21 protein-coding genes and 1 riboswitch are annotated in these 20,752 nt (G+C 48.1%); of the genes, 8 read left to right on the top strand and 13 right to left on the bottom strand.

Annotated elements, in window-relative coordinates; translation table 11 throughout:
- Window positions 1-44: 44 nt before the first annotated feature.
- Complete coding sequence (gene metE, locus IDH45_RS18640; protein ID WP_190929639.1) at window positions 45-2,315, top strand: 5-methyltetrahydropteroyltriglutamate--homocysteine S-methyltransferase; 2,271 nt, start codon at window positions 45-47, stop codon at window positions 2,313-2,315.
- 20 nt (window positions 2,316-2,335) lie between these two features.
- Here metE and IDH45_RS18635 read toward each other — a convergent pair whose 3' ends face one another.
- The 4 genes from IDH45_RS18635 to IDH45_RS18620 all read right to left on the bottom strand — a co-directional run bounded on the left by IDH45_RS18635 (window position 2,336) and on the right by IDH45_RS18620 (window position 7,545).
- Window positions 2,336-3,277, bottom strand: a complete 942-nt coding sequence (locus tag IDH45_RS18635; RefSeq protein WP_190929638.1) for a LysR family transcriptional regulator — start codon at window positions 3,275-3,277, stop codon at window positions 2,336-2,338.
- A gap of 240 nt (window positions 3,278-3,517) precedes the next feature.
- A riboswitch (cobalamin riboswitch) is annotated at window positions 3,518-3,723 on the bottom strand.
- Window positions 3,724-3,864: 141 nt separating this feature from the next.
- On the bottom strand, window positions 3,865-4,746 hold the full coding sequence (locus tag IDH45_RS18630) for a phosphotransferase family protein (protein WP_190929637.1): 882 nt from the start codon (window positions 4,744-4,746) through the stop codon (window positions 3,865-3,867).
- Window positions 4,747-4,904: 158 nt separating this feature from the next.
- A complete protein-coding gene (locus IDH45_RS18625) occupies window positions 4,905-6,800 on the bottom strand; it encodes a right-handed parallel beta-helix repeat-containing protein (RefSeq protein WP_190929636.1) in 1,896 nt (631 codons plus the stop codon).
- Window positions 6,801-6,819: 19 nt separating this feature from the next.
- The gene (locus tag IDH45_RS18620; protein ID WP_190929635.1) at window positions 6,820-7,545 is read right to left on the bottom strand and encodes an ABC transporter substrate-binding protein; all 726 of its coding nucleotides are present in this window, start codon (window positions 7,543-7,545) and stop codon (window positions 6,820-6,822) included.
- A 369-nt stretch (window positions 7,546-7,914) separates the two neighbouring features.
- Here IDH45_RS18620 and IDH45_RS18615 point away from each other — a divergent pair, with 369 nt between their 5' ends.
- The 4 genes from IDH45_RS18615 (at window position 7,915) to IDH45_RS35305 (ending at window position 10,482) form a co-directional block, all read left to right on the top strand.
- Complete coding sequence (locus IDH45_RS18615) at window positions 7,915-8,742, top strand: TIM-barrel domain-containing protein (RefSeq protein WP_190929634.1); 828 nt, start codon at window positions 7,915-7,917, stop codon at window positions 8,740-8,742.
- A 135-nt stretch (window positions 8,743-8,877) separates the two neighbouring features.
- Entirely contained in the window at window positions 8,878-9,942 is a 1,065-nt protein-coding gene (locus tag IDH45_RS18610; protein ID WP_190929633.1) for a helix-turn-helix domain-containing protein, read from the top strand.
- A gap of 166 nt (window positions 9,943-10,108) precedes the next feature.
- Window positions 10,109-10,279 (top strand): SRPBCC family protein, encoded by a 171-nt coding sequence (locus IDH45_RS34145; protein WP_223836780.1) that lies wholly within the window; start codon window positions 10,109-10,111, stop codon window positions 10,277-10,279.
- Window positions 10,216-10,482 carry a hypothetical protein gene (locus IDH45_RS35305; RefSeq protein ID WP_397327090.1) on the top strand — a complete coding sequence of 89 codons (267 nt, stop codon included), beginning with the start codon at window positions 10,216-10,218 and terminating at the stop codon, window positions 10,480-10,482. Before IDH45_RS34145 ends, IDH45_RS35305 begins: the two co-directional genes overlap by 64 nt.
- Here the strand turns inward: IDH45_RS35305 and IDH45_RS18600 are convergent.
- The 3 genes from IDH45_RS18600 to IDH45_RS18590 all read right to left on the bottom strand — a co-directional run bounded on the left by IDH45_RS18600 (window position 10,448) and on the right by IDH45_RS18590 (window position 13,084).
- Window positions 10,448-11,446 (bottom strand): phosphotransferase, encoded by a 999-nt coding sequence (locus tag IDH45_RS18600; RefSeq protein ID WP_190929632.1) that lies wholly within the window; start codon window positions 11,444-11,446, stop codon window positions 10,448-10,450. The two genes, IDH45_RS35305 and IDH45_RS18600, sit on opposite strands and share 35 nt — an antisense overlap.
- A gap of 232 nt (window positions 11,447-11,678) precedes the next feature.
- The gene (locus IDH45_RS18595) at window positions 11,679-12,218 is read right to left on the bottom strand and encodes a class I SAM-dependent methyltransferase (RefSeq protein ID WP_190929631.1); all 540 of its coding nucleotides are present in this window, start codon (window positions 12,216-12,218) and stop codon (window positions 11,679-11,681) included.
- A gap of 11 nt (window positions 12,219-12,229) precedes the next feature.
- Entirely contained in the window at window positions 12,230-13,084 is an 855-nt protein-coding gene (locus tag IDH45_RS18590) for an aminoglycoside 6-adenylyltransferase (RefSeq protein ID WP_190929630.1), read from the bottom strand.
- Between the two features lie 367 nt (window positions 13,085-13,451).
- Here IDH45_RS18590 and IDH45_RS18585 point away from each other — a divergent pair, with 367 nt between their 5' ends.
- Window positions 13,452-13,871: a GNAT family N-acetyltransferase gene (locus tag IDH45_RS18585; RefSeq protein ID WP_190929629.1), complete on the top strand. Its 420-nt coding sequence runs from the start codon at window positions 13,452-13,454 to the stop codon at window positions 13,869-13,871.
- A gap of 275 nt (window positions 13,872-14,146) precedes the next feature.
- On the opposite strand, the gene IDH45_RS34135 is transcribed toward IDH45_RS18585, so the two are convergent.
- Window positions 14,147-14,374 carry a hypothetical protein gene (locus IDH45_RS34135; RefSeq protein ID WP_223836779.1) on the bottom strand — a complete coding sequence of 76 codons (228 nt, stop codon included), beginning with the start codon at window positions 14,372-14,374 and terminating at the stop codon, window positions 14,147-14,149.
- A 121-nt stretch (window positions 14,375-14,495) separates the two neighbouring features.
- Window positions 14,496-15,131, bottom strand: a complete 636-nt coding sequence (locus IDH45_RS34130) for a hypothetical protein (RefSeq protein WP_223836778.1) — start codon at window positions 15,129-15,131, stop codon at window positions 14,496-14,498.
- A gap of 209 nt (window positions 15,132-15,340) precedes the next feature.
- On the opposite strand from IDH45_RS34130, the gene IDH45_RS18575 reads away from it, so the two are divergent.
- Entirely contained in the window at window positions 15,341-16,192 is an 852-nt protein-coding gene (locus IDH45_RS18575; protein ID WP_190929628.1) for an AraC family transcriptional regulator, read from the top strand.
- A 280-nt stretch (window positions 16,193-16,472) separates the two neighbouring features.
- Here IDH45_RS18575 and IDH45_RS18570 read toward each other — a convergent pair whose 3' ends face one another.
- The 4 genes from IDH45_RS18570 to IDH45_RS18555 form a co-directional block, all read right to left on the bottom strand.
- Complete coding sequence (locus IDH45_RS18570) at window positions 16,473-16,763, bottom strand: immunity 53 family protein (protein ID WP_223836777.1); 291 nt, start codon at window positions 16,761-16,763, stop codon at window positions 16,473-16,475.
- 15 nt (window positions 16,764-16,778) lie between these two features.
- Window positions 16,779-17,660, bottom strand: coding sequence for a GNAT family N-acetyltransferase (locus tag IDH45_RS18565; protein ID WP_190929627.1), 882 nt, complete (start codon window positions 17,658-17,660; stop codon window positions 16,779-16,781).
- A gap of 72 nt (window positions 17,661-17,732) precedes the next feature.
- Window positions 17,733-18,755: an aminoglycoside phosphotransferase family protein gene (locus tag IDH45_RS18560; protein ID WP_190929626.1), complete on the bottom strand. Its 1,023-nt coding sequence runs from the start codon at window positions 18,753-18,755 to the stop codon at window positions 17,733-17,735.
- Between the two features lie 331 nt (window positions 18,756-19,086).
- Window positions 19,087-19,617, bottom strand: coding sequence for a dihydrofolate reductase family protein (locus tag IDH45_RS18555; protein ID WP_190929625.1), 531 nt, complete (start codon window positions 19,615-19,617; stop codon window positions 19,087-19,089).
- A gap of 301 nt (window positions 19,618-19,918) precedes the next feature.
- Here IDH45_RS18555 and IDH45_RS18550 point away from each other — a divergent pair, with 301 nt between their 5' ends.
- Entirely contained in the window at window positions 19,919-20,608 is a 690-nt protein-coding gene (locus tag IDH45_RS18550) for a phosphoribosylaminoimidazolesuccinocarboxamide synthase (protein ID WP_190929624.1), read from the top strand.
- Window positions 20,609-20,752 lie beyond the last annotated feature (144 nt).

Genomic DNA, 20,752 nt, shown 5'->3' with positions numbered 1-20,752 from the left:
GCGCTCTATACTAAAGCCAACATTCACGCAAGGAGCTGTTACAATTGAAAACATCCATTATCGGTTATCCGCGAGTCGGAGCGCTAAGAGAGCTTAAATTCGCATCGGAAAAATACTTCAAAGGCATGCTTCCCGTCGAAGAACTGCAACAAACGGCGGTTCAGCTTAGATCGGCCAACTGGAAGCTTCAGCAGGAGAATGGCATCGATTTCATTCCGTCCAACGATTTCTCCTTCTACGACGGACTGCTCGACACAGCTTGCTTGCTCGGGATCGTTCCGCAAAGATACCAAGCGCTCGGCCTAAGCCCGCTGGAGACGTATTTCGCAATGGCGAGAGGCTATCAAGGCGACAAAGGCGACGTTAAAGCGCTGGCGATGAAAAAATGGTTCAACACGAATTATCACTACATGGTGCCCGAAATCGACGATACGACAAGCATCCGTTTGGCCGGATCAAAGCTATTCGACGAATTTACGGAAGCCAAACAGCTCGGCATCGCAACCAAGCCTGTGCTGATCGGAGCATTCACCCTGCTCAAGCTCGCGAAATTCACCGGCTCGAAGAAAGCGAAGGATTTCGTGCCTGCGGTTGTCGAAGCTTATACGGCTGTCCTGAACCAATTGAATACGCTTGGCGCAGCATGGCTTCAACTGGATGAGCCTGCATTGGTAACGGACTTGACTGCGGAAGATATCGCACTGTTCACGGAGCTTTATAACGGTATTCTGTCCGCCAAAGGCAGCGTAAAAGTTGTCGCACAGACGTATTTTGGAGACGTTCGCGACTGCTATCAGCTGCTTCAAGCGCTGCCGTTTGACGGGATCGGCATCGATTTCCTCGAGGGCAAGCAGTCTTTGGACCTCGTGCGCAAACATGGCTTCGCAAGCGACAAGGTGCTATTCGCCGGCGTAATCAACGGCAAGAACATCTGGAAAAACCAATACAAGCAGACGATTGCCCTCGTTCGCGAGATTAGCAAGCATGCAAGCCAAGTCGTGCTCGGCACTTCATGCTCGCTGCTACATGTCCCCTACACGATTAAGCACGAAACGAAGCTGACGGCGGCGAATAAGCAATATTTCGCGTTCGCGGAAGAAAAGCTGCGCGAGCTTGCAGAACTCAAGTCGATTCTGGAGCAAGCAAATCCCGAAGCCTCCGCTTTGTATACAGAGAATGAGAAGCTGTTCAGCGCATCCCGCCTCGCGAACGACAACTCGGTACAGAAGAGAGTGGCGGAGTTGACGGACGCCGACTTCACGAGATTGCCTGCCTTCGCCGAGCGGGAAACGATTCAGAAAGCGAAATTCAATCTGCCGCCGTTACCTACGACGACGATTGGTTCGTTCCCTCAGACAGCTGACGTCCGCGCAAACCGAGCAGCCTTTAAGAAAGGCAACATCACCGAGGAACAGTACAAGCAATTCAATTTTGACCGTATCGCAGAGTGCATTGTCCAACAGGAAGAAATTGGGATTGATGTCATTGTTCACGGTGAATACGAACGCAACGACATGGTCGAATACTTTGGCGAATGCTTGGACGGCTTCATCTTCACTGAGAACGCTTGGGTGCAGTCTTACGGGACACGCTGTGTCAAACCGCCGGTCGTGTGGGGCGACATTAGTCGCAGCAAGCCGATTACTGTAGAATACTCGGCGTTCGCGAAGAGCCGTACCCACAAGCCGGTCAAAGGCATGCTGACGGGTCCAGTTACGATCCTGAACTGGTCGTTCCCCCGCGAAGATATCAGCCTGAAGGAAAGCGCTCTTCAGATCGGTCTTGCGATTCGTGACGAAGTACTCGATCTTGAAGCCAACGGCATCGAGATTATCCAGATCGATGAAGCCGCATTAAGAGAGAAGCTGCCGCTGCGTCATACGGACTGGCAGAGCGAGTACTTGAGCTGGGCGATTCCTGCCTTCAGACTCGTGCATAGCGGCGTCAAAGCCGAAACGCAAATTCATACCCATATGTGCTACAGCCAGTTCAACGATATCCTTCGCGATATCGATGCGATGGACGCCGACGTCATTACGTTCGAAGCATCGCGCTCCGACTTGGCCATCATCGACGCAATCAACGAGTGCGGCTTCCGTACTGAAGTCGGCCCAGGCGTATACGACATCCATTCCCCTCGGATTCCAAGCGTCGAAGAGCTGAAACAAGGACTCGATCGCATGCTGGACAAGATCGAGGTCTCCAAGCTATGGGTTAACCCGGACTGCGGACTTAAAACCCGCGGTGTCACTGAAACGTGGGCCAGCTTGAAGAACCTTGTCCAAGCAGCCAAAGAAGTAAGAGCAACATTGTAATAACGGACAAGAGGATGGGCTCAAGCGAGCTCATCCTCTTGGTTGATGATCGGATAGCCGAAATCCGTAATGACTGTTTTGAGCTTCAGAACGTAGGCGGCGGCCAGCTGGCTCAAGCTCGCCTTCGGATTCACGATATAACCTACCTGTATGCTCTCGTCCGTGCGCAGCCGTACGGATTTAATTTGCTCCCCGTTCAGATCCTTGTTCAGTACGCCCGAGCTAATGGTATAACCATTGAGCCCGATCAGCAGGTTGAATAACGTGGCGCGGTCACTGACCAATATTTTCTTCTTGTACGTCCGTGTGCTGAGTATTTCCTCCGCGAAGTAAAAGGAATTATATTCGCCTTGCTCAAAGGCCAGGCACGGGAAGTCATCCAAATCTTCGATGTCCAGCAGCGACTTGGAGGCAAGCGGATGCTCCTCACTGATGAATACGTGCGCTTCCGCTTGGAACAGCGGATGAAATCGCAGCTCGTTGTCCTTTAATATCTTCTGAATCACCTTTCGGTTGAATTCGCTCATATAGATGATTCCGAGCTCGCTTTTCATATTCCGTACGTCTTCGATAATCTCGTAGGTGCGTGTTTCGCGCAGCGTACACTCGTACTCATCCACGTTAAGCTCCTTCAGCAGACCGACGAAAGCCTGTACCGAGAAGGCGTAATGCTGTGTTGAGATCGAGAACAGTTTCTTCGAAGGCTTACGATTCATATACCGCTGCTCGAGAAGCTCGGCTTGCTCCACGACTTGCCTGGCGTAGGATAAAAACTCCGCTCCGTCGCTTGATAGCACGATTCCCTTGGACGATCGAAGGAAAATCTCAATACCCGCTTCCATCTCGATTTCTTTCACCGCGTTGGACAAGCTCGGCTGCGAAATAAACAGCCTCTTTGCCGCTTCGCTTATGGAGCCGCAACTAACGATGGTCAGAATATATTTCAATTGCTGCAAGGTCATTGGAATCCCCCTTCACTCCAGAATTTGCTCCGTTTCACCCGTTCGAGCAATTGCCCGATCCGCAACTCCACTCGCTACCTGTCCTGCATGGGCAGACCCTATACGGATGCTCCTTGATCCATTCAGAAACAATGAGATAATAAAAGGCGTCTTCCCTGTGAAAAAAAACATAGGGAAAGACGCCTGCATAATCTACATTATGACGGTTCATCTAACACCTCCCTATCTCCCGTAGGTACAGCAGTGCTGTCAGAACAGGCAGGTCTCCTGGCTCCGGAATCGTCACTCGGCAGCGGCCTTCCCGATCCATGTAGATCAGTGGCTGGTTGAGCTGCCTGCTCCTCCGTTACAGTGGCGGGACCGCGTCGGTATTGCACCGGACTTCCCTATTAAGTCAGAACGACAAGCATGCTCGCCGGTCAGACACCTGTTCTCGATTATGCAATTTATAAAAATTAAATATATCTACATCTTACTCGACAATGAACGATAAAAACAAATGTCCCTTTGCCTAATATCCAGTAGTGGAGACTTCCTTCCTGTCTCACAATATACTAAAAACGCTAATATGCTCTAAACCACTATGCTCAATAACCTACTGAACTCCTCAAAATAGCGATATTTTCTTGAAGGAACGTCTGATTTTTTTCAATTCCTCTGTTTTTACACCAAACAACGGAGCTGAAAGCATCGTAAATATCATAAAGCGGCAGCGCTCTTTCCAGAGCCAACATAGGTCGAATCGATTGATAACCTTCAATGAACGGTATCTTTGTCCTCGGATTGACTTCCCAAATATATCGATTGACTTTCGTAAAATCGATTTCCGACGATCCGCCACGGGCACTCTCGAAATCAATAATGCCGGCAACCTCGTTACCATTCACCAATATATTGCCTGGCCTAAAATCCATGTGAACCATGCAGGGTCCGTCCGGGTCCGGTAAAGCAGAGAACACTCGATCAAAGTGAAGAATACATCTTTCATACAATTCCGGGTCGAGAATTTCTTTGCATGGCTCTTTCCACTTTTCAAAATTACTTTGGATATGTAATCTCCAATTATTTTGCTCAAGTAACTGATAACCATCGGTTAGATGGTAACCATACCCAGGAGCTTTAACCTCATGGAGCATAGCATGATACATGCCAATTTGAAAAGAGAGTTTCTCATCAATGACTCCTGTACAAGGCACACCTTGGATGGCTGAAAGAAGCAATGCTCCCGTAATAGTTTCATCCCCATACCAAATGTCCAATACCTTAGGAACAGGTATTATATCTTTTAATGTTTCAAGGATCTGAAATTCACGGAATAGTTTATCCTTGTTAAAGGGAATTTTCACAAAAACGTGTTCTCCACGGGCAAGAATAAGTTTGTATACATCGGAACTAAAGGACTCTGGAACATCTTCTATATTCAAGACGTTCAACTTTAGCTTTTCTATAGCTTTTAGAATGGAACTCATATGTTACCTCCTGCTTTGAAGCGATTCTTCCAAATTGTTTCTCTGAAAGCTGAGTTTATTCCAATATGTTACATATACCATAATCTTGTCCCAGTACCAAGCCCCCTTTTCGAGGGGCCTCCATGATCGCAAATAAATCTTTCATAGCCGCGCGAAGCTTAAACGGGATCGAAATACGTATTGTCGTTTACGACCGTGCCGGTCCCCGAATCGACAATGCCGGTCGAGCTTTGCAACCTCGTCCCGAAGATCAGTTGGTTGCCGTGAATCCGATTGTAGCTGTCTACGGCTGCGTTTACTTTGATCGCATGGTCCGACCCGTTGCGGACTTCATACTTCGAGGTCGCGTCCGGAACGGTCGTCCAGGCTGTAGTCACGACAGCGACTTTCGTGGTGCCGTTATACGAGGCAACATTTCGTTTCTGCCCGATCCCCGTTCCCGCCACGATAAAGAGCAGCATCCCGTTATATTCGCCCGATCCCGCGGACGCCGTCGACGCCAGCGTAATCGAATTCACGCCGCCCGCCGTGGCAGTGCCCGCATTTTTCAACCGATTGCGGATGATGTTGCCCTGGATGCTGTTGAAGCTCGACGCCGTCGCGAAAGATATATCCGCCCCGCCGGTATTGCCGCTTTCGTCAATGCAGTTACCAAAGACCTGCCAATGGGTAACCGTCGCCATACGCACGCTGGTCGATTTCACATTCGTAAACAGGTTGTTGACTACCTGCACACCCGAGGACATTTTCACATCCATGGCGACCCCGTTCGGGTTGCGTATCAAATTCCCTTCCACCAAATGATTTTTAATAATCGACATGTAAACGGCCCCCTGATACGTATACAGCACGTCAACGATGTTGTTCTTGAAAGTAACGTTATTGACGTTCCAAACCGAGTTAAATGCGCCCGTTTCCGTGCCGGCAAACCGGTTTGAATCAACGACGATGTTTTCGATCGTACCGACTCTCCCGTTCAAGCTCAAGCCGTAATTGGCGTTGTTTTGGAACAGGCAGTTCACGATTGTCACTTTTCGGCAAATCCCGCCTGTGTCGGGCTCGATGTCCATCCCGCATTGGGGTAGCGTACCTCTCGTATTCTCGAACGTGCAGCTGTCGAAGAGCACGTCCTCGCCGTATGTCACGCTGACGCCCTGCCTGCGGTTGTTGTCGCAGCGTACGTTGACGAAAGCGACATCCCTGCTGCCCGTTTTTACGTGGTCCTGCCCGACAACCGCCCCGTCCCCCCAGCAATTGGCCAGGTACAGGTTGCGAATCCGCACGTGCGTCGAGCCGCCGATACCGATGGCGTACCCGTGCTCGCCGGTCGTCCCTGTATGCTCCTCCCGCTCGCCGATAATTTTCCCGCCGCCCTCTATGGTTACATTTTGCTTGCCGAAAATGTTGATGACATAATACCGTCCGGCGGACGTCGGTTTTGCTTTTAACACGGCTTGCGGGCTTATAACGATTGTCGTATTATCCTTCGCCTCGATGCCGGCGGACAAATCCCCGATCCCCGATGCGTCCGCATGGATCAGGTAGACGCCTTGCGGAATGTAGGCCGTGACGTTCCCGCCGGCGATCGCATTGTTGATCGCCTGCGTATCGTCGGTCACCCCGTCGCCCTTCGCCCCGAACCACTTTACATTGACCATGCCGGCTTCGTGCACCCGTTTGAACCGTTTGCCGCCGGTAGTCACGACGATCGTACCGGTATTGTCCGGACTAGAGCCGTCTGTCTCGTCGTATAGGAAAAAGCCCTCTTGGCCCGCATCAACTACAAAGTAAGCGTCCTCCGGACGGGCATCGGCGCCGCCCCTAAGCTCTGCAAGCGTAACCTTGACGCAAAAATCAATCGGGTCCAGGTCCTTCCAATGGAACTTGCCGTCACCCTTGTCATCTTTGACTTTACCGTATACGCTTTCCGTCACGTCCGATTGCCCTAAAGCAACCGGCGCACCCGCATTTACGATTCCACTTGCCGCCAACACCGCTCCAGCTGTTCCAATCGAAGCCAACAGTTTTCTTCTGCTAATCGTTAAATCGTCCATTCCTTTCCCTCCTCCATTTTCAGCCGTCCGTTTCCACGTTCGCTTTGCCAGTCGTTTGGCTCACGTAGGGTAGCGTAAGCTGCGTGCTCATGTCCAGCAGACCCGGAAGATGCACACCCCTGTACTGGACGCCGTCCACCACGCGCGAAAATTTTCGGGCTACTTCGTACACATCGTCCCAAGTCATCCCATCTGTCGGGTAAGTGACGCCGAACATATCGAACAAATCCTTGTTGTAGAACAGAGCAAAGAAATTAAGCGAGAACGGAATCGCGTACAGCTTGTCCTTGCCGCCGTATACCCTCGACGTTTCCATCGCCGCCGGATCGAATTTGCCGAGATCCATGTTGTGCGCCTTGACCAGCTCTGTCAAATCATGAGGAGTTCCCAAATCCCGGTGAAGCGTAATTCTCGGGTAGGTCGTAAAAATGAAATCCGGAAAATCTCCCCCCGCGATCAAGTCCTGGATTCCTTTATCGCCCGCCGTGTTTCTGCGCATCTTGACCGTAATGTTCGGATATTTGGCGTGAATCGGCGCGGCGATCAAGTTTTTGAACTCGTCGTCCGTAATCGTTGCGCCGTCCTGCAGCATGACCAGCTTGACCGGCTCCGCTTGCTTGGGAGGCGTCGTCGCCTCGTTATTCGGGGCGGATGACGCCCCTTTGTCGGCAGTGCCGCCGCAAGCTGCCAAAGACAAACCTAACACGGCAGCCGCAACCAAACTTCCCGTCGTTTTTTTGAACATGAGTACATACCCCCTGTTGGAATTTAATAACATGTCGTTTCGCCAATTCCGGTCGCGACCGGGCGAAGCGGCGTGTCCCGGGCGGCAGGCCGCCGATTCCGGCGGGCAGCAGCTCACACATATGCAGGCGACGAGCTTCCAACTGCTCCGTATTCGCCACCGCATCACGAGCTTGATTTCCGATAGCGAGCGCTTTCAAAGAACGCTGTAACGGCTGTAAGAGCTGTACATGAAGTCCCTCAATTGATCTTCACATCATGAAAGGCGATTCGAAATTGCTCCCAATTCTGCAGCATTGCTTCCTCCCCCTTTTTCTTTATTCCTTGAGATTCTACATGGAAGCAATGGATATCACAGGGGGATGTGGAGATGGATAGAGTGACGGATACCCGGATTTCGCTGGGGAACGGGGGATGGATCTTGGCGGAGGCGATAGCCGACTCCACCTTCCGGATTCGGATGAATGAAACGGGGCATTTCCCGGAATCTCCTTTGATCCGGTACCGAATTGTAAACGCTACCATCGAACCGAGAGGCGAAAGCCGCTTTATGGAGGTCGGCAACGTCACGGTCGTTCGGGCCGGAAGAGCCACGCTGCAAATCGACGTTAATGATGGGCAGCTTCGCCTGTACGGTCCTGACGGAAAAGAGTGGCTGCACACCTGCTGCTCGCCCTGGTCCGGCTCGGCATCGGGTTTTGGAGCACGCTTCTCGCTGGATGCCGACGAATCCTTGTACGGGCTCGGCAACGTCGTTCCCGAAAAGCTGGATCGACGAGGCCTGTGCGTACCGATGTGGGCGCAGAAGGATCTGTGGACGAGCGCGCCCATTCCATTTCTGATGAGCTCCAGAGGATGGGCCGTCATGGTGAATACAACGTGGCGGCATACGTTCGACATCGGTGCAGCGACCGATGACATTCTAATAGAAGGGCCGTCGGGCGAACTGGATCTGTTTCTTTTCGTCGGAACCGGGTACGCCGAGCTGCTCGAAGCCTATACGGACGTAGCGGGAAAACCGCAACTGCTGCCGATCTGGATGTACGGGCTGAATTTCTGCCCGCGAGTACAGTCGAGCGCCCGGGATGTGCTCGACGACGCCATCAAATTTCGCCGGTCCGGTACTCCCTGCGACCTGATCGGATTGAGTGCGGATTGGATGGAGACGGACAACGTCTATTCGACCGCCAAACGCTGACATCCGGAACGGTTCCCGATTAGCACGAACGACCTTCTCCGTCAAGTCTCGTTTATCGGCATCCTACAAAAGCAGGGTTTCAAGCTTAGTCTGACTCTAGGCTGCGATTACGATCTAACCCTGCTTGAAGAACGGATGAGCGAGGGAATTGTGGACGGGGAGCGCAACGATTCGGAAGAGGTGTGGTACGATCATTTGCGCAAGTTTGTCGATGACGGCATCTCCGGCTTCGTGCTGTTCTTGAAAAACCCGATGTTTAGCCATCCCGACCGGATATGGAGCAACGGCATGACGAGCGCGGAGCTTCACAATTTGTATCCGGTTCTGCTCGGCAAACAGATGCATGTTGGCTTCCGCCAGCAGACGAATACCCGGCCTGTCATCCATATGGAGAAAGGCTATTTGGGCATGCAGCAGTTTGTCGCCAGTACGGCAGGTACGTTTTATAACGCCAGACATGCGATCACGGCCGTATTGAATTACGGGCTATCCGGACACGTCAACACGTCGACGAATATGCACCTGATTACCCGCGAGGGCATTCATGCCGATTATTTGCTCGCATGGTCGCGGATCCACAGCCAAGATCATTTTCATCATCCGGATTTTCTGGAGCAACCGCTGCACGAGCTATTCCAGAGGTATGCCCGGCTGCGCTATCGTCTCCTTCCCTACTTGTATGCCACTGCGCATGTCGCCGCCCGAACCGGCATGCCGATTGCCCGTGCCATGCCTCTTCTGTACCCCGATGACCGGAATTGCCGGGAATTAAGCAGACAATACATGCTGGGGGATTTCCTGCTCGTTGCCGTGTACACCGATCAAGTATACTTGCCTGAAGGGAACTGGATCGATTACTGGACAGGGAAGCGTTACAGCGGTTCGCAATGGATCACCTATACCGTTCCTGCGGGGGCGGGCGGCCCTCTATTCGTGCGCTCCGGGGCGATCATTCCGATGTGGCGATTCGCCCTGCATCCGTTTCACTTGAGCCGCCTATTCAAGAAAGAAACAGGAACCGCCTATTCCGACTACGTCATGGCGATTCGAATGACGCAGGCCAAGAAACTGCTGAGCGCCGGCCATAAAGTATACGAGACCGCTTCCCGATGCGGCTTCAAGGATGCCGGAAATTTTTCCAAGGCGTTCAGCAAATATTGGGGCATCCCTCCGGCAAGTTTCAAAGCGAAACGCGAGTAAGAGTAAACAGCATCATAACGAACAGCCTTTGGAGTCATTCCGAAGGCTCATTTGCATGCTCGAAAGGCGTAAAAGGTTAACTTTCCGCTTTGTTTGTCCCATTGTGCGCTTTTGTAAGTTGACTTTAAGTCGATACAACATTTCATTTTGGTGGGGGCCTAGCGTCATGACTAAGATCGTGGACAGCTTGAACGCAAAGAAAGGCGGCATTTGGAGATACATTCAGCGAGATCCGGCCGGAAACGAGTACGCACATAATGGGGTTTCCACGAAGTGTCATCGCCTGAACGACTTGTCCAAACGTACGAATTCGAAGGCGTTCCAGCCGTCGGCCTGATTACGGTAACGTTCGAAGAGCTGGGGGGAGGAAGAACCAAACTGACAGAAACAACCTTGTACTCGGAACGAAACTGCCCGTTCGCACCGACGGCAGCCGAACATTTAGCCGTCTGCCGTTGTTTAACGATTGAGCTATCGTCTCCGTTAGCGCAATCGACAAAGAAATTTAGATTTCTTTTAGCCAGCCTTCAATTTCAGTAATCTTCTCTGCATAACGCTTGATAGCCAGTAAGGTTCCTGCAACCTGTTCCGTCCCGGCTTTCTGTTCTTCTTGATCCGTACAATCAATCCATAAAGACCGCTTTAGACTATATTCCAGCCAGTCCAACTTCCCTAAAAATCCACTTGCCAAAATCATTCTCCAGTTTGCATGGATTTGTTCTTGTGTTGTTCTCTTATAGCCATCTATGAAAGATAAGAATTTGTCTTTGTCAATCTCGCCAGACTCATTTTCAGACCAATAAATAGCCGTTTCAATCAAGTCTTGCTTAGGGTTTCTATATCCGGAACATTCCCAATCAATCAGGATTGGTTCAACATCCCACAAAACATTCTTGGGGTCTAAGTCGCCATGACTGATAACCATGTCCGAAGAAATTGGATTGGCTGAATTAATTGCTTCGGCATTCCAATCGTTAAGCATCTCACTGTTTTCAAATAATAAACTTGTCCATTCGGCATTACTCTGTTGCCCTTTTTTCAAATAGAAGTTCCAATCAGTTAGTCGCCGATCAGCAGAAGAATTATTCGCTATCTCCAGGTCTGAAAAATCCCCATTATGTAGAGACGAAAGAATGCTACCCATTATTTTGCAATGAGCCGTATTTATGCTGCTAGAATTTAGGCTCTTTCCATCAATCCATTCGAATACAAGACAGAATTGCTCTCCAACTTGCTGGATAGAAGCACCATTGAACTTCTTAGCCGGTAGAGCAGGTACATAGATTGCAGCACGACTCGCAATAAGTTCTGAAGTAATGAAGTTTTGCATGGCCGTTGGTCTGCCCATAATTTCCGGGTTTAACACTTTGACTACATATCTTCCTGAGGTGGTTTGTACTGCATACATACGATGTAATAAGCCGCCTGATAACGCAGTAGGAGCAACGGTTATATCACCAAGCCCTAATTTATTACATAAAATCTCAATTTGACGAGAGTGCATTCTTCATTCACCTTTCCAACCATCTTCTACCATTTCAGTATTGTACATGTTCTATGTGGCTATTGCGTTATCCTGCCCGGTTCCCAACGACGGCAGCCAAACATTTTAGCCGGCTGCCGTCGCGTACCGATCGAGCTATCGTTCTCCGTTAGCCGAATACACAAAGATGCTTCTTTAATACAATGCCATTACATTAAAAGGACCACCTAGCAGGTGATCCCATTCAATAGATCTATACTTTTTTTTCCCCGACGACCAAACCCGGTGAAATCCATCGGCCATTATCAAGTGTTATCAATTGTTGCTCTTCTTCCGAAATACGCCGTAGGTCGCGATAATTCAACCACCACTGATAGGCTTCATCGAAATAATAGCTGTCCGTAATCGGTAAACCCTGTCCGGCGAACAAATTGCAGTTCCAATCTAAGGTTTTAAAGCATGCTTGGAATCCCAAACTGAATTGATTGTCTAGTTCAACCAATTCAGCAGGCATCGGGATTGGCTGGCACATCGGCTCAGCAATACCGATTCTGGCACCTGGTTTGGCTACCCGAACCATTTCAGATAACGCTAACGGGCGCTCATCCCCGATCATCTCAAACGACCCAATACTGATAATAGCATCAAATGTATTATCAGCAAAAGGCATCGACTGTGCTGTTATTTTAAGCTGTAATACTTGGTTTTCCACACCTCGCACCGCTGCATAAGCCTGGATTTCGTTGTTTCCGCTTTTGGCCCACGGTTCAAGTGTAACTACTGATACATGCATTCTTTCGCTCTCTAGATTTCCGTCGCGTCTTTCGGAAGAACCCGAACTCTCTCCAAATAGGCTAGCACGTTGCAATGGTCACTAGCAGGGTATTCATAGTTAAGCTTTTCCGCAAGCGGCTGTCCTACTTCTTTGGCAAGTCGAATCATCGCAAAAAGGGATTCCCATACTTCCGAAAGTGCTGGGCCACTGTAAGTACGCTCGAATGAGTGCCATAGTTGCTCAGGAAGATAGTCTTTCAGCCATTTTGAGGCCGACCCCAGATTGACGCCCCAGTTATTTTCCGCTCCAACATACCAGGATAACAGCTTCAACAAATTCTGTCTGACAACGATATCCAGCATAAACTTTGCGTAAGGTAGCTCATCTCTCCACAAACCTTTGGCCGCATTCGTCGAGCACCATAAGAGATTATTCATGTTTCGATGGAACTCATCGGCCGAAGGTTTAACGGTTATATAGGACGCTTCAGAGGGAGGAGCAAACTTTTTCAGAACATTATCCTTGTCCAGAAGCACTTTAGAAAGACTATCTTCAATGCGCCCGTTGACGGTCTCCGCTCTGCGGAATGAAAGATCGATTCTTACCCCATCCGTAAAAAGCATGAGAAAAATGTATTCGTCCTCACCGTCCGTCTTAATATCATTCTGCTGCATCATAATCAGTTCGCCAAAAGTACCAATCCACTCCTGATGATCCACATAATATCTAGGCTCGGTAACAACAAATCTAAGATCATAATCGCAAAAGATGTCCTTAATCACATTCGGGTTCACTCGCGACCCATTCAGAAGAACGGCCCTTACCTTCTCATCCGCATGAGCAAATTGTAATAGTTGATCGATAACTTCGGATTCTGTTCTCATTTGCTACCTCCGAGATTGAGGATTTTATCGTAATCAAATTCTTTGAGGATAGGCAAACAATTGCCATTCTAGTTGTAGTTATTTACATTTTACAGCTGTATAACCGAACATACCAATTCAACTATCCTGCCCGTTAGTTGAGGAACGGTAGCTGGTCGTTCTGGTCGGCTGTCTTCGGGGTGACTTATTCAACTCTTGTACCCGTTAGTTGAACAAATTATCTTTTGTCGTCTATGATAATAATATTCGTTGGACAAGGCGTAAATGTACAATGACACAGTGAATCAGAAAAGTGGTTACGTTCAAAAGAATCCCCCCACTTCTCTTTTCATGGTGCATATCATATAAAAGAAGCGAGAGTGAAGATGTGAATATTAGAGTAGCAAATGAATTTGACTACTCAGTTTTAAGAAAGATATATTTGGAATCCCGTCGTAAAAAATTTCATTGGGCGGATATAGAAGCAATGGCTTTAGATGATTTTGATAAACATACAGAAGGAGAGTATATCTTTTTAGTAGAGGAGAATAATCAAATCCTTGGATTTGCTTCTCTGTATTTGCCGGATAACTTTATCCATAATTTATTCGTCCACCCCGATTTCTTCGGTAAGGGTGTTGGCGGTCTGTTGCTCCATGCCTCTATAGAAAAAATGAAAAAACCGATCAGATTGAAATGCGTATCAGAAAATCATGCGGCGATGAAATTTTATGAGAGTAAGGGCTGGAAGAAAGTCATTGAAGAAGGTGATCCGCACGAAAAATATTGGGTTATGGAATACAATTGACCTCTCCGCGCTGAAAGCAAGGGATTCCGTGCTAAGTGATACCCGCCTCTCTCTCCAAAGGTACTTGTTCATTTTACATGCTTCAAATAGTTAATGAACCTATTGTATACCTGGTCTTGAAGGAATCCATTTGTATCATGTGTATGGTATCTCAATACAATCCATCCATGAAAACTCGAACATTATTCCCCTTCTAACTCTTTGAACTCTCGTACCCGTTACTTGGTGCAATTACCGTAAGAACGGCTTTCTGGTTGAGGTCGAAGTCATTGTAGTTAAACGGACATTTTATGAGCCAACACATTGGCATTAACCGCTGATACGGTATCCATGGCTGCCAGCTGCTCATCCAGCTTCAAATGAAGTTGTAAGGTAGAGACTGGTGGATTTTTAGTAGAAATCATGAGCTCAACCTCATGAGATGAAAGCACCTTCGCTTGCATGATTTGCAGCCAGGGGATAAGATCCGGTACTGATTTATCCTCCGAAGGGCCGGTTTCCATGCCATCCACCCTAATAGGTGAATGCCCATCGAAATACTCAATCCTGAGCACAACATAAGAGGGAGTACTGTTCCTCTCCAAGCCTCCAGCCGATGGCGGGAGGTTTTTTTAGGACTGATAATCACATTCCACAAAACGATAAACAGAGAGGGGATGAGGAATGCGAGCACCGCCAACCAACCACTGGAGGTCTTGACATAGACGGTAAGAAAGAGGGCTGCGGACAGAATCGCAAGCAACCATATGTAGAGCTCCTGCCGCCATTTGGGCTGGCGCTTCCCAGATGCTGGAGGAATGGACTGTGCTGGCTGAATTTCGGAGCTTGCTCCGGTTGAGCTACCGTACGTTCTCTCCATGGCAAATGCTCCCCATTCAGCATATAGAAGTTATCGCCTGCTCCCTGCCAGACCTTCTCCTGCGAGGGATGCGGCGACTGCCAGAGGGTAACGTATTTTTGAATGTCTTTCAGATAAAGAGCGGGATCGCCCGTGAACGAGAAATATTGCGAAAGCTCCAGATAAATAACGGCAGCAGAATACCGCTGTACATGAGTCGATAAGGTTTCTAGCCACTCATGCACGGGAGCGGCAAGCGATGGGAAATGGTCCAGCGTGCCGGGTAAGTTCAGGCGCAACTGCTCTGCAGCATCCGCCCATGGAATCTGCCACTGGAATGCCTCGGAAAAGCGTTCCCACTCAGGCAGATCCTCCACATCCGGTTGGTCCATATGGGGCTGAATCTTGCTCCAAGCTTGCATAAGCTGCCCGCTATAGCGCTGGAACAGCTCTTCGCTGACCAGACAAAACCATAACCTTTTCTTCTGTACAATGACGGAGGATTAGGCTATTTTTGTCTTTTGGATGGTTGCTGGATAAAATGGTTAAACACCCTTGCATTTTGGTGCACAGAATGCACGGCCACGAGATCCTTATTGATATATATTGAAATTGGAAGGGATGATCGTGAATGGATTGGGCCGAAAGAATGAATAAAGCAATCAATTATATTGAAGAACATCTTACAGGAGATATCGATTACGAAGAGGTAGCAAAAGTCGCGTGTTGCTCGGTGTACCATTTTCAACGTATGTTCTCTTTTATTACGGATGTTTCATTATCGGAATATGTGAGACGTCGACGATTAACGTTAGCGGCTTTTGAACTTCAAAACAGCAATATTAAAGTTATTGATCTTGCACTGAAGCTGGGATACGACTCGCCAGAAGCATTCACCCGCGCATTTCAAAATTTACATGGCACCACACCGACTGCCTCACGTAACGTCGGTATAAAACTCAAGACTTATCCACGAATCTCCTTCCAAATTTCAATTAAGGGAGTCACGGAAATGAATTACAGGATTGAAGAATTAAAGGGATTTTCCATTGTGGGAGTGCAGGAACAGGTTAGTACAACTGATGCCCTTAATATTGTTCCTCGGATATGGGCCAATGCCAAGGAAGAAGGACTCTTTGAGAAGCTGTGGGAAATACTGGAAACCGACCATAAAATGAAGGGGATTTTAGGAGTATGCGCGGATGGTGATCATGGTAAAAATGAGAAGTTCCATTACATTATGTCCATTGTATCGGAGCATTTACCACCAGAAGGAATGATAAAAAGAAATTTTCCGGAAGCTGCTTGGGCTGTATTCGAAGCGGAAGGTGGGCCAGATGGTATAGGCGAGCTTTGGAAACGCTTGTATACAGAGTGGGTCCCAGCCTCAGCGTATGACCTCGCTTATTTACCTGCCATTGAATGTTATTTGCCACCAGAAGAAAATAAAAATGAATTATGGGTAGCAGTTGTCAAAAAATAATAGAGTACTTGCTGCGCAAATCTGCCTGTCCCTTACGCGCCATCTCCCGATCCGGCTCGCCGATGCCGGCATGTGCCAACCACTTTTGGCAAGGGTTACGATACCGTTCCTCAAGACGGAGGGGGACAGTTTGCAGATCCTAAAAACACTTTACAGATGGGGCATTCTGTAAGTGTTTCGGCAGAAAAGTATGCTCTGTCTGAGCGCATTTAAGAAAATCCGTCGAACTGATCGACGGCCTACCAGTGATTGAACTATCGTTCTCCGTTAGTTCAATGCTTTACGAGGAAGCCCATTCTCTAAAGATCACGATAATCTCATCTAAATTTAATGGTCCTCCAGTTCCAACAAACATATTATTTTCTACTTTACAATAAAGCCAATCACTATCATCACGTTCAATTTTTATGTTTTCGAAAACTTTGCGATCGAGATTCGTTTCCGTAACATTCAGTTCAACGTACCAGCCCGGGTTATCGATCGTCGTAATCTTAACTCCTTGGATATGCTCCCAATCGCCATCGCATTGAGAAAAGTACCATTCCTGTAACCATTTTATATTGTCTATCATCCTGTTTTATGCCCCTCAAATATCGGTTGGTGGTCTGCTCAATCGAGTGTCCGGTTTGTAATATTTTGTTACCCAATGGTTTAATGACTTTTCTTTGAAACCAAGACTCTTATACAATTTTATCGCAGGATTACCCTTTACAACCCCGAGCGTCACGATTTTCCCACCCCTTCGCATAATTTCATTTACAAGAAATGAAATAAAAGCTCTGCCGTATCCTCGTGATTGAAGATCTGGGCGAACGGATACATGACTCAGTTCAAAACCGTTAATAATTCCGACTGCCATTATTTCACCGTCGATAAGCATCACGAATCTATTGTTTTTATCTTTGGCGAATCTCATCCGCTCCGTTTCGTTAGGAGGATAATAGTAAGACGGAAGAATCCCCACGCGTTCATGCATTTGGTAAAAAGCTATTTCGCAAATGTTATGGCATATTACATAATCATCATCTTCATATGGCCTGACAGAAATATTACTTTCAGGAAGAGGTACACCTTCACGCTCCATCATAAAGGATGAATAACTTATGTAATAACCATGCTTATATACAAATTGCAGAGAACAACGGTCGCCATCTATGCAGACACCTATCGAACGTTCTACTGCCACGTTTTGAAAAAGTATTTTATCCGCCTTTGCCATAAGGGCAGCACCAATGCCCATTCTTCTGTATTCTTGGTTAACAAATATTGTCGTCAACGATCTTCTCCTAAAACCATCAAATGAGAGAAAAGCTACCGTTAGGTCATTGTAACGAGCAACAAATATACCATCAGAGAGTATTTTGTCACTCTGTTGAAACACGTTAAACTGTTCATTTCCACACAACATGGCTGTAATTGAGGCGTTATCCCTTTCGGGTTTATAGGGTTCCATTATCAGATGTTCCACCGGCATTCCCCTTCAAATTAGGCGTTAAATACTGTGATACTCTACCATAATATACAAATATTCATTCAATGTTTAATCCGTTAATCTGCCTATCTCATGGATTTTTTGCAAGGTATTCAGGTGCATTACTTTATCTTCGGGCGACTCAGCGAATTTATACCACTCCACAAGCCTGTACCCGAACATAACAAGGATGAGTTCATAGATACAAAGATCGGAGAGATGAGACCCATCGGCATATTCCGAAAAACCCCTGTAATACGCCGGAATGCATTTTTGATAGTATTCGATCATATGACAAACGTCCGCTTCATCCGATAGTAAACTCGCGATATCTTCACCCAGGTACCCCCAACCGGCGGTATCCCAATCAATAGCTACGATCTTACTGTCCGAAAAGAATATGTTTTCCACCCAAAAATCTCTGTGGCAAAGCACGATTGGCAGCTTTTCAATGCGATTAAATATTTTGTCCGCATTGTTATCGAGGTCTATGAGCATTTTACACAGGTGCTTCGGAATTTCGCAGTCGTCGGAGCGTATGTAATCATATAGAACATTCCACGACCGATACCGCAGATAGTAGTTTTTCAAATACTCAACCTTGCTTAAATTGGGCAGACTCTGCAGTACGTTTGGTCGTTCCGTGTACAACTTGCCTTGAAATCGCCCCAGCTCCTCAGCTATACGTTCATACATCTCCGAGGTCAGATTCAAACCTGACACACCCTCGATATATTCCATCCACAGTTGAATCTCATCGCCAATTATTTCCGCGTGATAACACTCCGGCCAACGGAACGAATCAAAGAAGACCGTTTTGAAGTCCGATGCATAGAGGTCGTATTCCCTCCGCCATGAATCCGGATCACCATAACGGTCAAATTTTCTCTGTGTTTTCCAAACCACTTTATACGGCAAAATTGCACCATCGGAAGTTTCAACCGTGCCTGTTACAAGCCGGACATTTCCTATTGTCCCACCTTGCAACTCTTGGAGTTGATATTCTGCGCGAATTATTGTTTTGTCGAGCATTTTACTCAAAACAAACGCCAGTATTTCGGGCTTTACAAACTTTTCATCCTGATTGCTCATTTCTTGCACCCTCCTTTTTCACCCTTATGTTGCCTGTCCATCGGCTTATGCCTCCGCCCGTTTATCCATGAAATAATTGATCATCCCCCCACTTGTTAACTCGCTTATGTACAAGGTAAAGCTCCCCATGCTGTGGCGCCAATGATTCGTTTTCTTAATCATATATCGCATTGGGGCAGCATACAGGGATTTATTGGTTATAGTTGATCTCTACTGCCAGTGACTTCACCGAAAAATAAAAAGAAGCCGCCTCAACAAGGCAACTCCTCTATTCTTGTTCCTCGAATCCCCTAAAGCAACGTTCCTTTAGGCCGTTAGGTCAACCGCACAACTAAACGGGAACATAGGTCAACCTGATCACCTGCTCGCCAATTCGATCGCTTGCCACGAGGCGCAGCGGCGGCCGCGGACCGGCGAAGAACGGCTTGCCCTGACCCAGCACGACTGGATGGAGATAGAGTCGATACTCATCAACGAGACCGAGCTCCGTTAGACTGTGCGCCAACTCCGGCCCGGAAACTTCAATCTCCCCTTCATGCTCAGCCTTCAGCCTACGTATGGCTGCTGCGAGGTCGCCCTCGATCAGAGAAGCGTTCGGACCGACGGACTGTAACGTCCTGGACACCACCCACTTCGGTTTGCTTTGCCACGCTGCCGCGTATTCCCGTTCCGGCGCATCCCATTCCACATGGTCCTCGTCCCAATATCGCATGGTCTCATACATGCGGCGCCCGTACAGGCTTCCCGCCAGGCCACGCATGTCGTCGATGAAATGACGGAATACCACGGGGTCGGGCTGGAATGCCATATGGTCGACAAACCCGTCCAGGGACTGGTTCAATGCGAAAACGATCTTTGCCATGCCACTGACTCTCCTCTCTGGTTTTCTTGCACATTCATCATCAAGATTACACGTTCCGTATGCAGCCCCCTATATGTCTACATTTTATCATCGAACAACATGCCCGGTTTCTTATAGATTGCTAATGTGCAGAATCCTGGCCCGGCTATCCGCTTCAGTCTCTCAAACCAGACCCAACCACAACAGCGTAAATCCCAAGTTCCGACAGTTCACGTATATAGCGATACAGAGAGTTGCCGGGCTTATGCTATAATATAAAATATTTGCTAAATCTAACTGTCGTAGAAGGGGGAAACATATTGTGAATCGTTTGTACACCGGGAAAACAAAAGATGTATATGAGCTGGAAAATGGGGATTACCTGTTGCAGTTTAAGGATGATGTAACAGGAGAGAATGGCGTATTCGATCCCGGCGCCAATACAGTCGGGTTAGTTATGGAAGGCGCCGGGCGGGCAGGACTCCGCTTAACGAAGTTCTTTTTCGAAAAATTGAATGCTGCGAACATTCCGACCCATTACATCGATGCGGATATCGAGAAAGCAACGATGACCGTCGCTCCCGCCTCTGTATTCGGCAAAGGGCTTGAGGTCATATGCCGCTATCGTGCGGTAGGAAGCTTCCTTCGTCGTTATGGTCTATATGCGGAAGAAGGGCAACAACTGGATGCATTTGTGGAAGTGACGTTAAAGGATGATGCGCGTCAAGATCCGCCGATCAGCAAGTCTGCTCTTGAAATGCTGCGTATTTTGTCGGCGGAAGAGTACGAAGCGCTGGAAAAACTGACGAAGCAAATCAGTCAAGTCGTGAAGGACGAGCTCAGCTTGAAGGGCATCGAGCTGTATGATATCAAGTTGGAATTTGGCCGATTGAAAAAGGACGGGCAAGTTGTTCTTATCGATGAAATCTCCGGGGGGAACATGAGAGCTTACAAGGACGGAGTGTACGTTGAACCGCTTGAGCTGGAGAAGCTCATGCTGGCAGGCGAATAAACCGATCGCATATTTATTTGGGTCATCCCGAGCGACCTGCTTAGAAACCGTTCTTCTTCCAGTATGTTTCTGGATGGAACGGTTTTTTGAGCAGGCTTAGTTGTTGAATATTTTGGAGGAGGAGGGGATGTTTTATGAAAATGG

It is taken from the genome of Paenibacillus oceani (assembly GCF_014705615.1).
Lineage (GTDB): Bacteria > Bacillota > Bacilli > Paenibacillales > NBRC-103111 > Paenibacillus_AB > Paenibacillus_AB oceani.
This window is presented reverse-complemented; position numbering and strand designations above follow the sequence as displayed.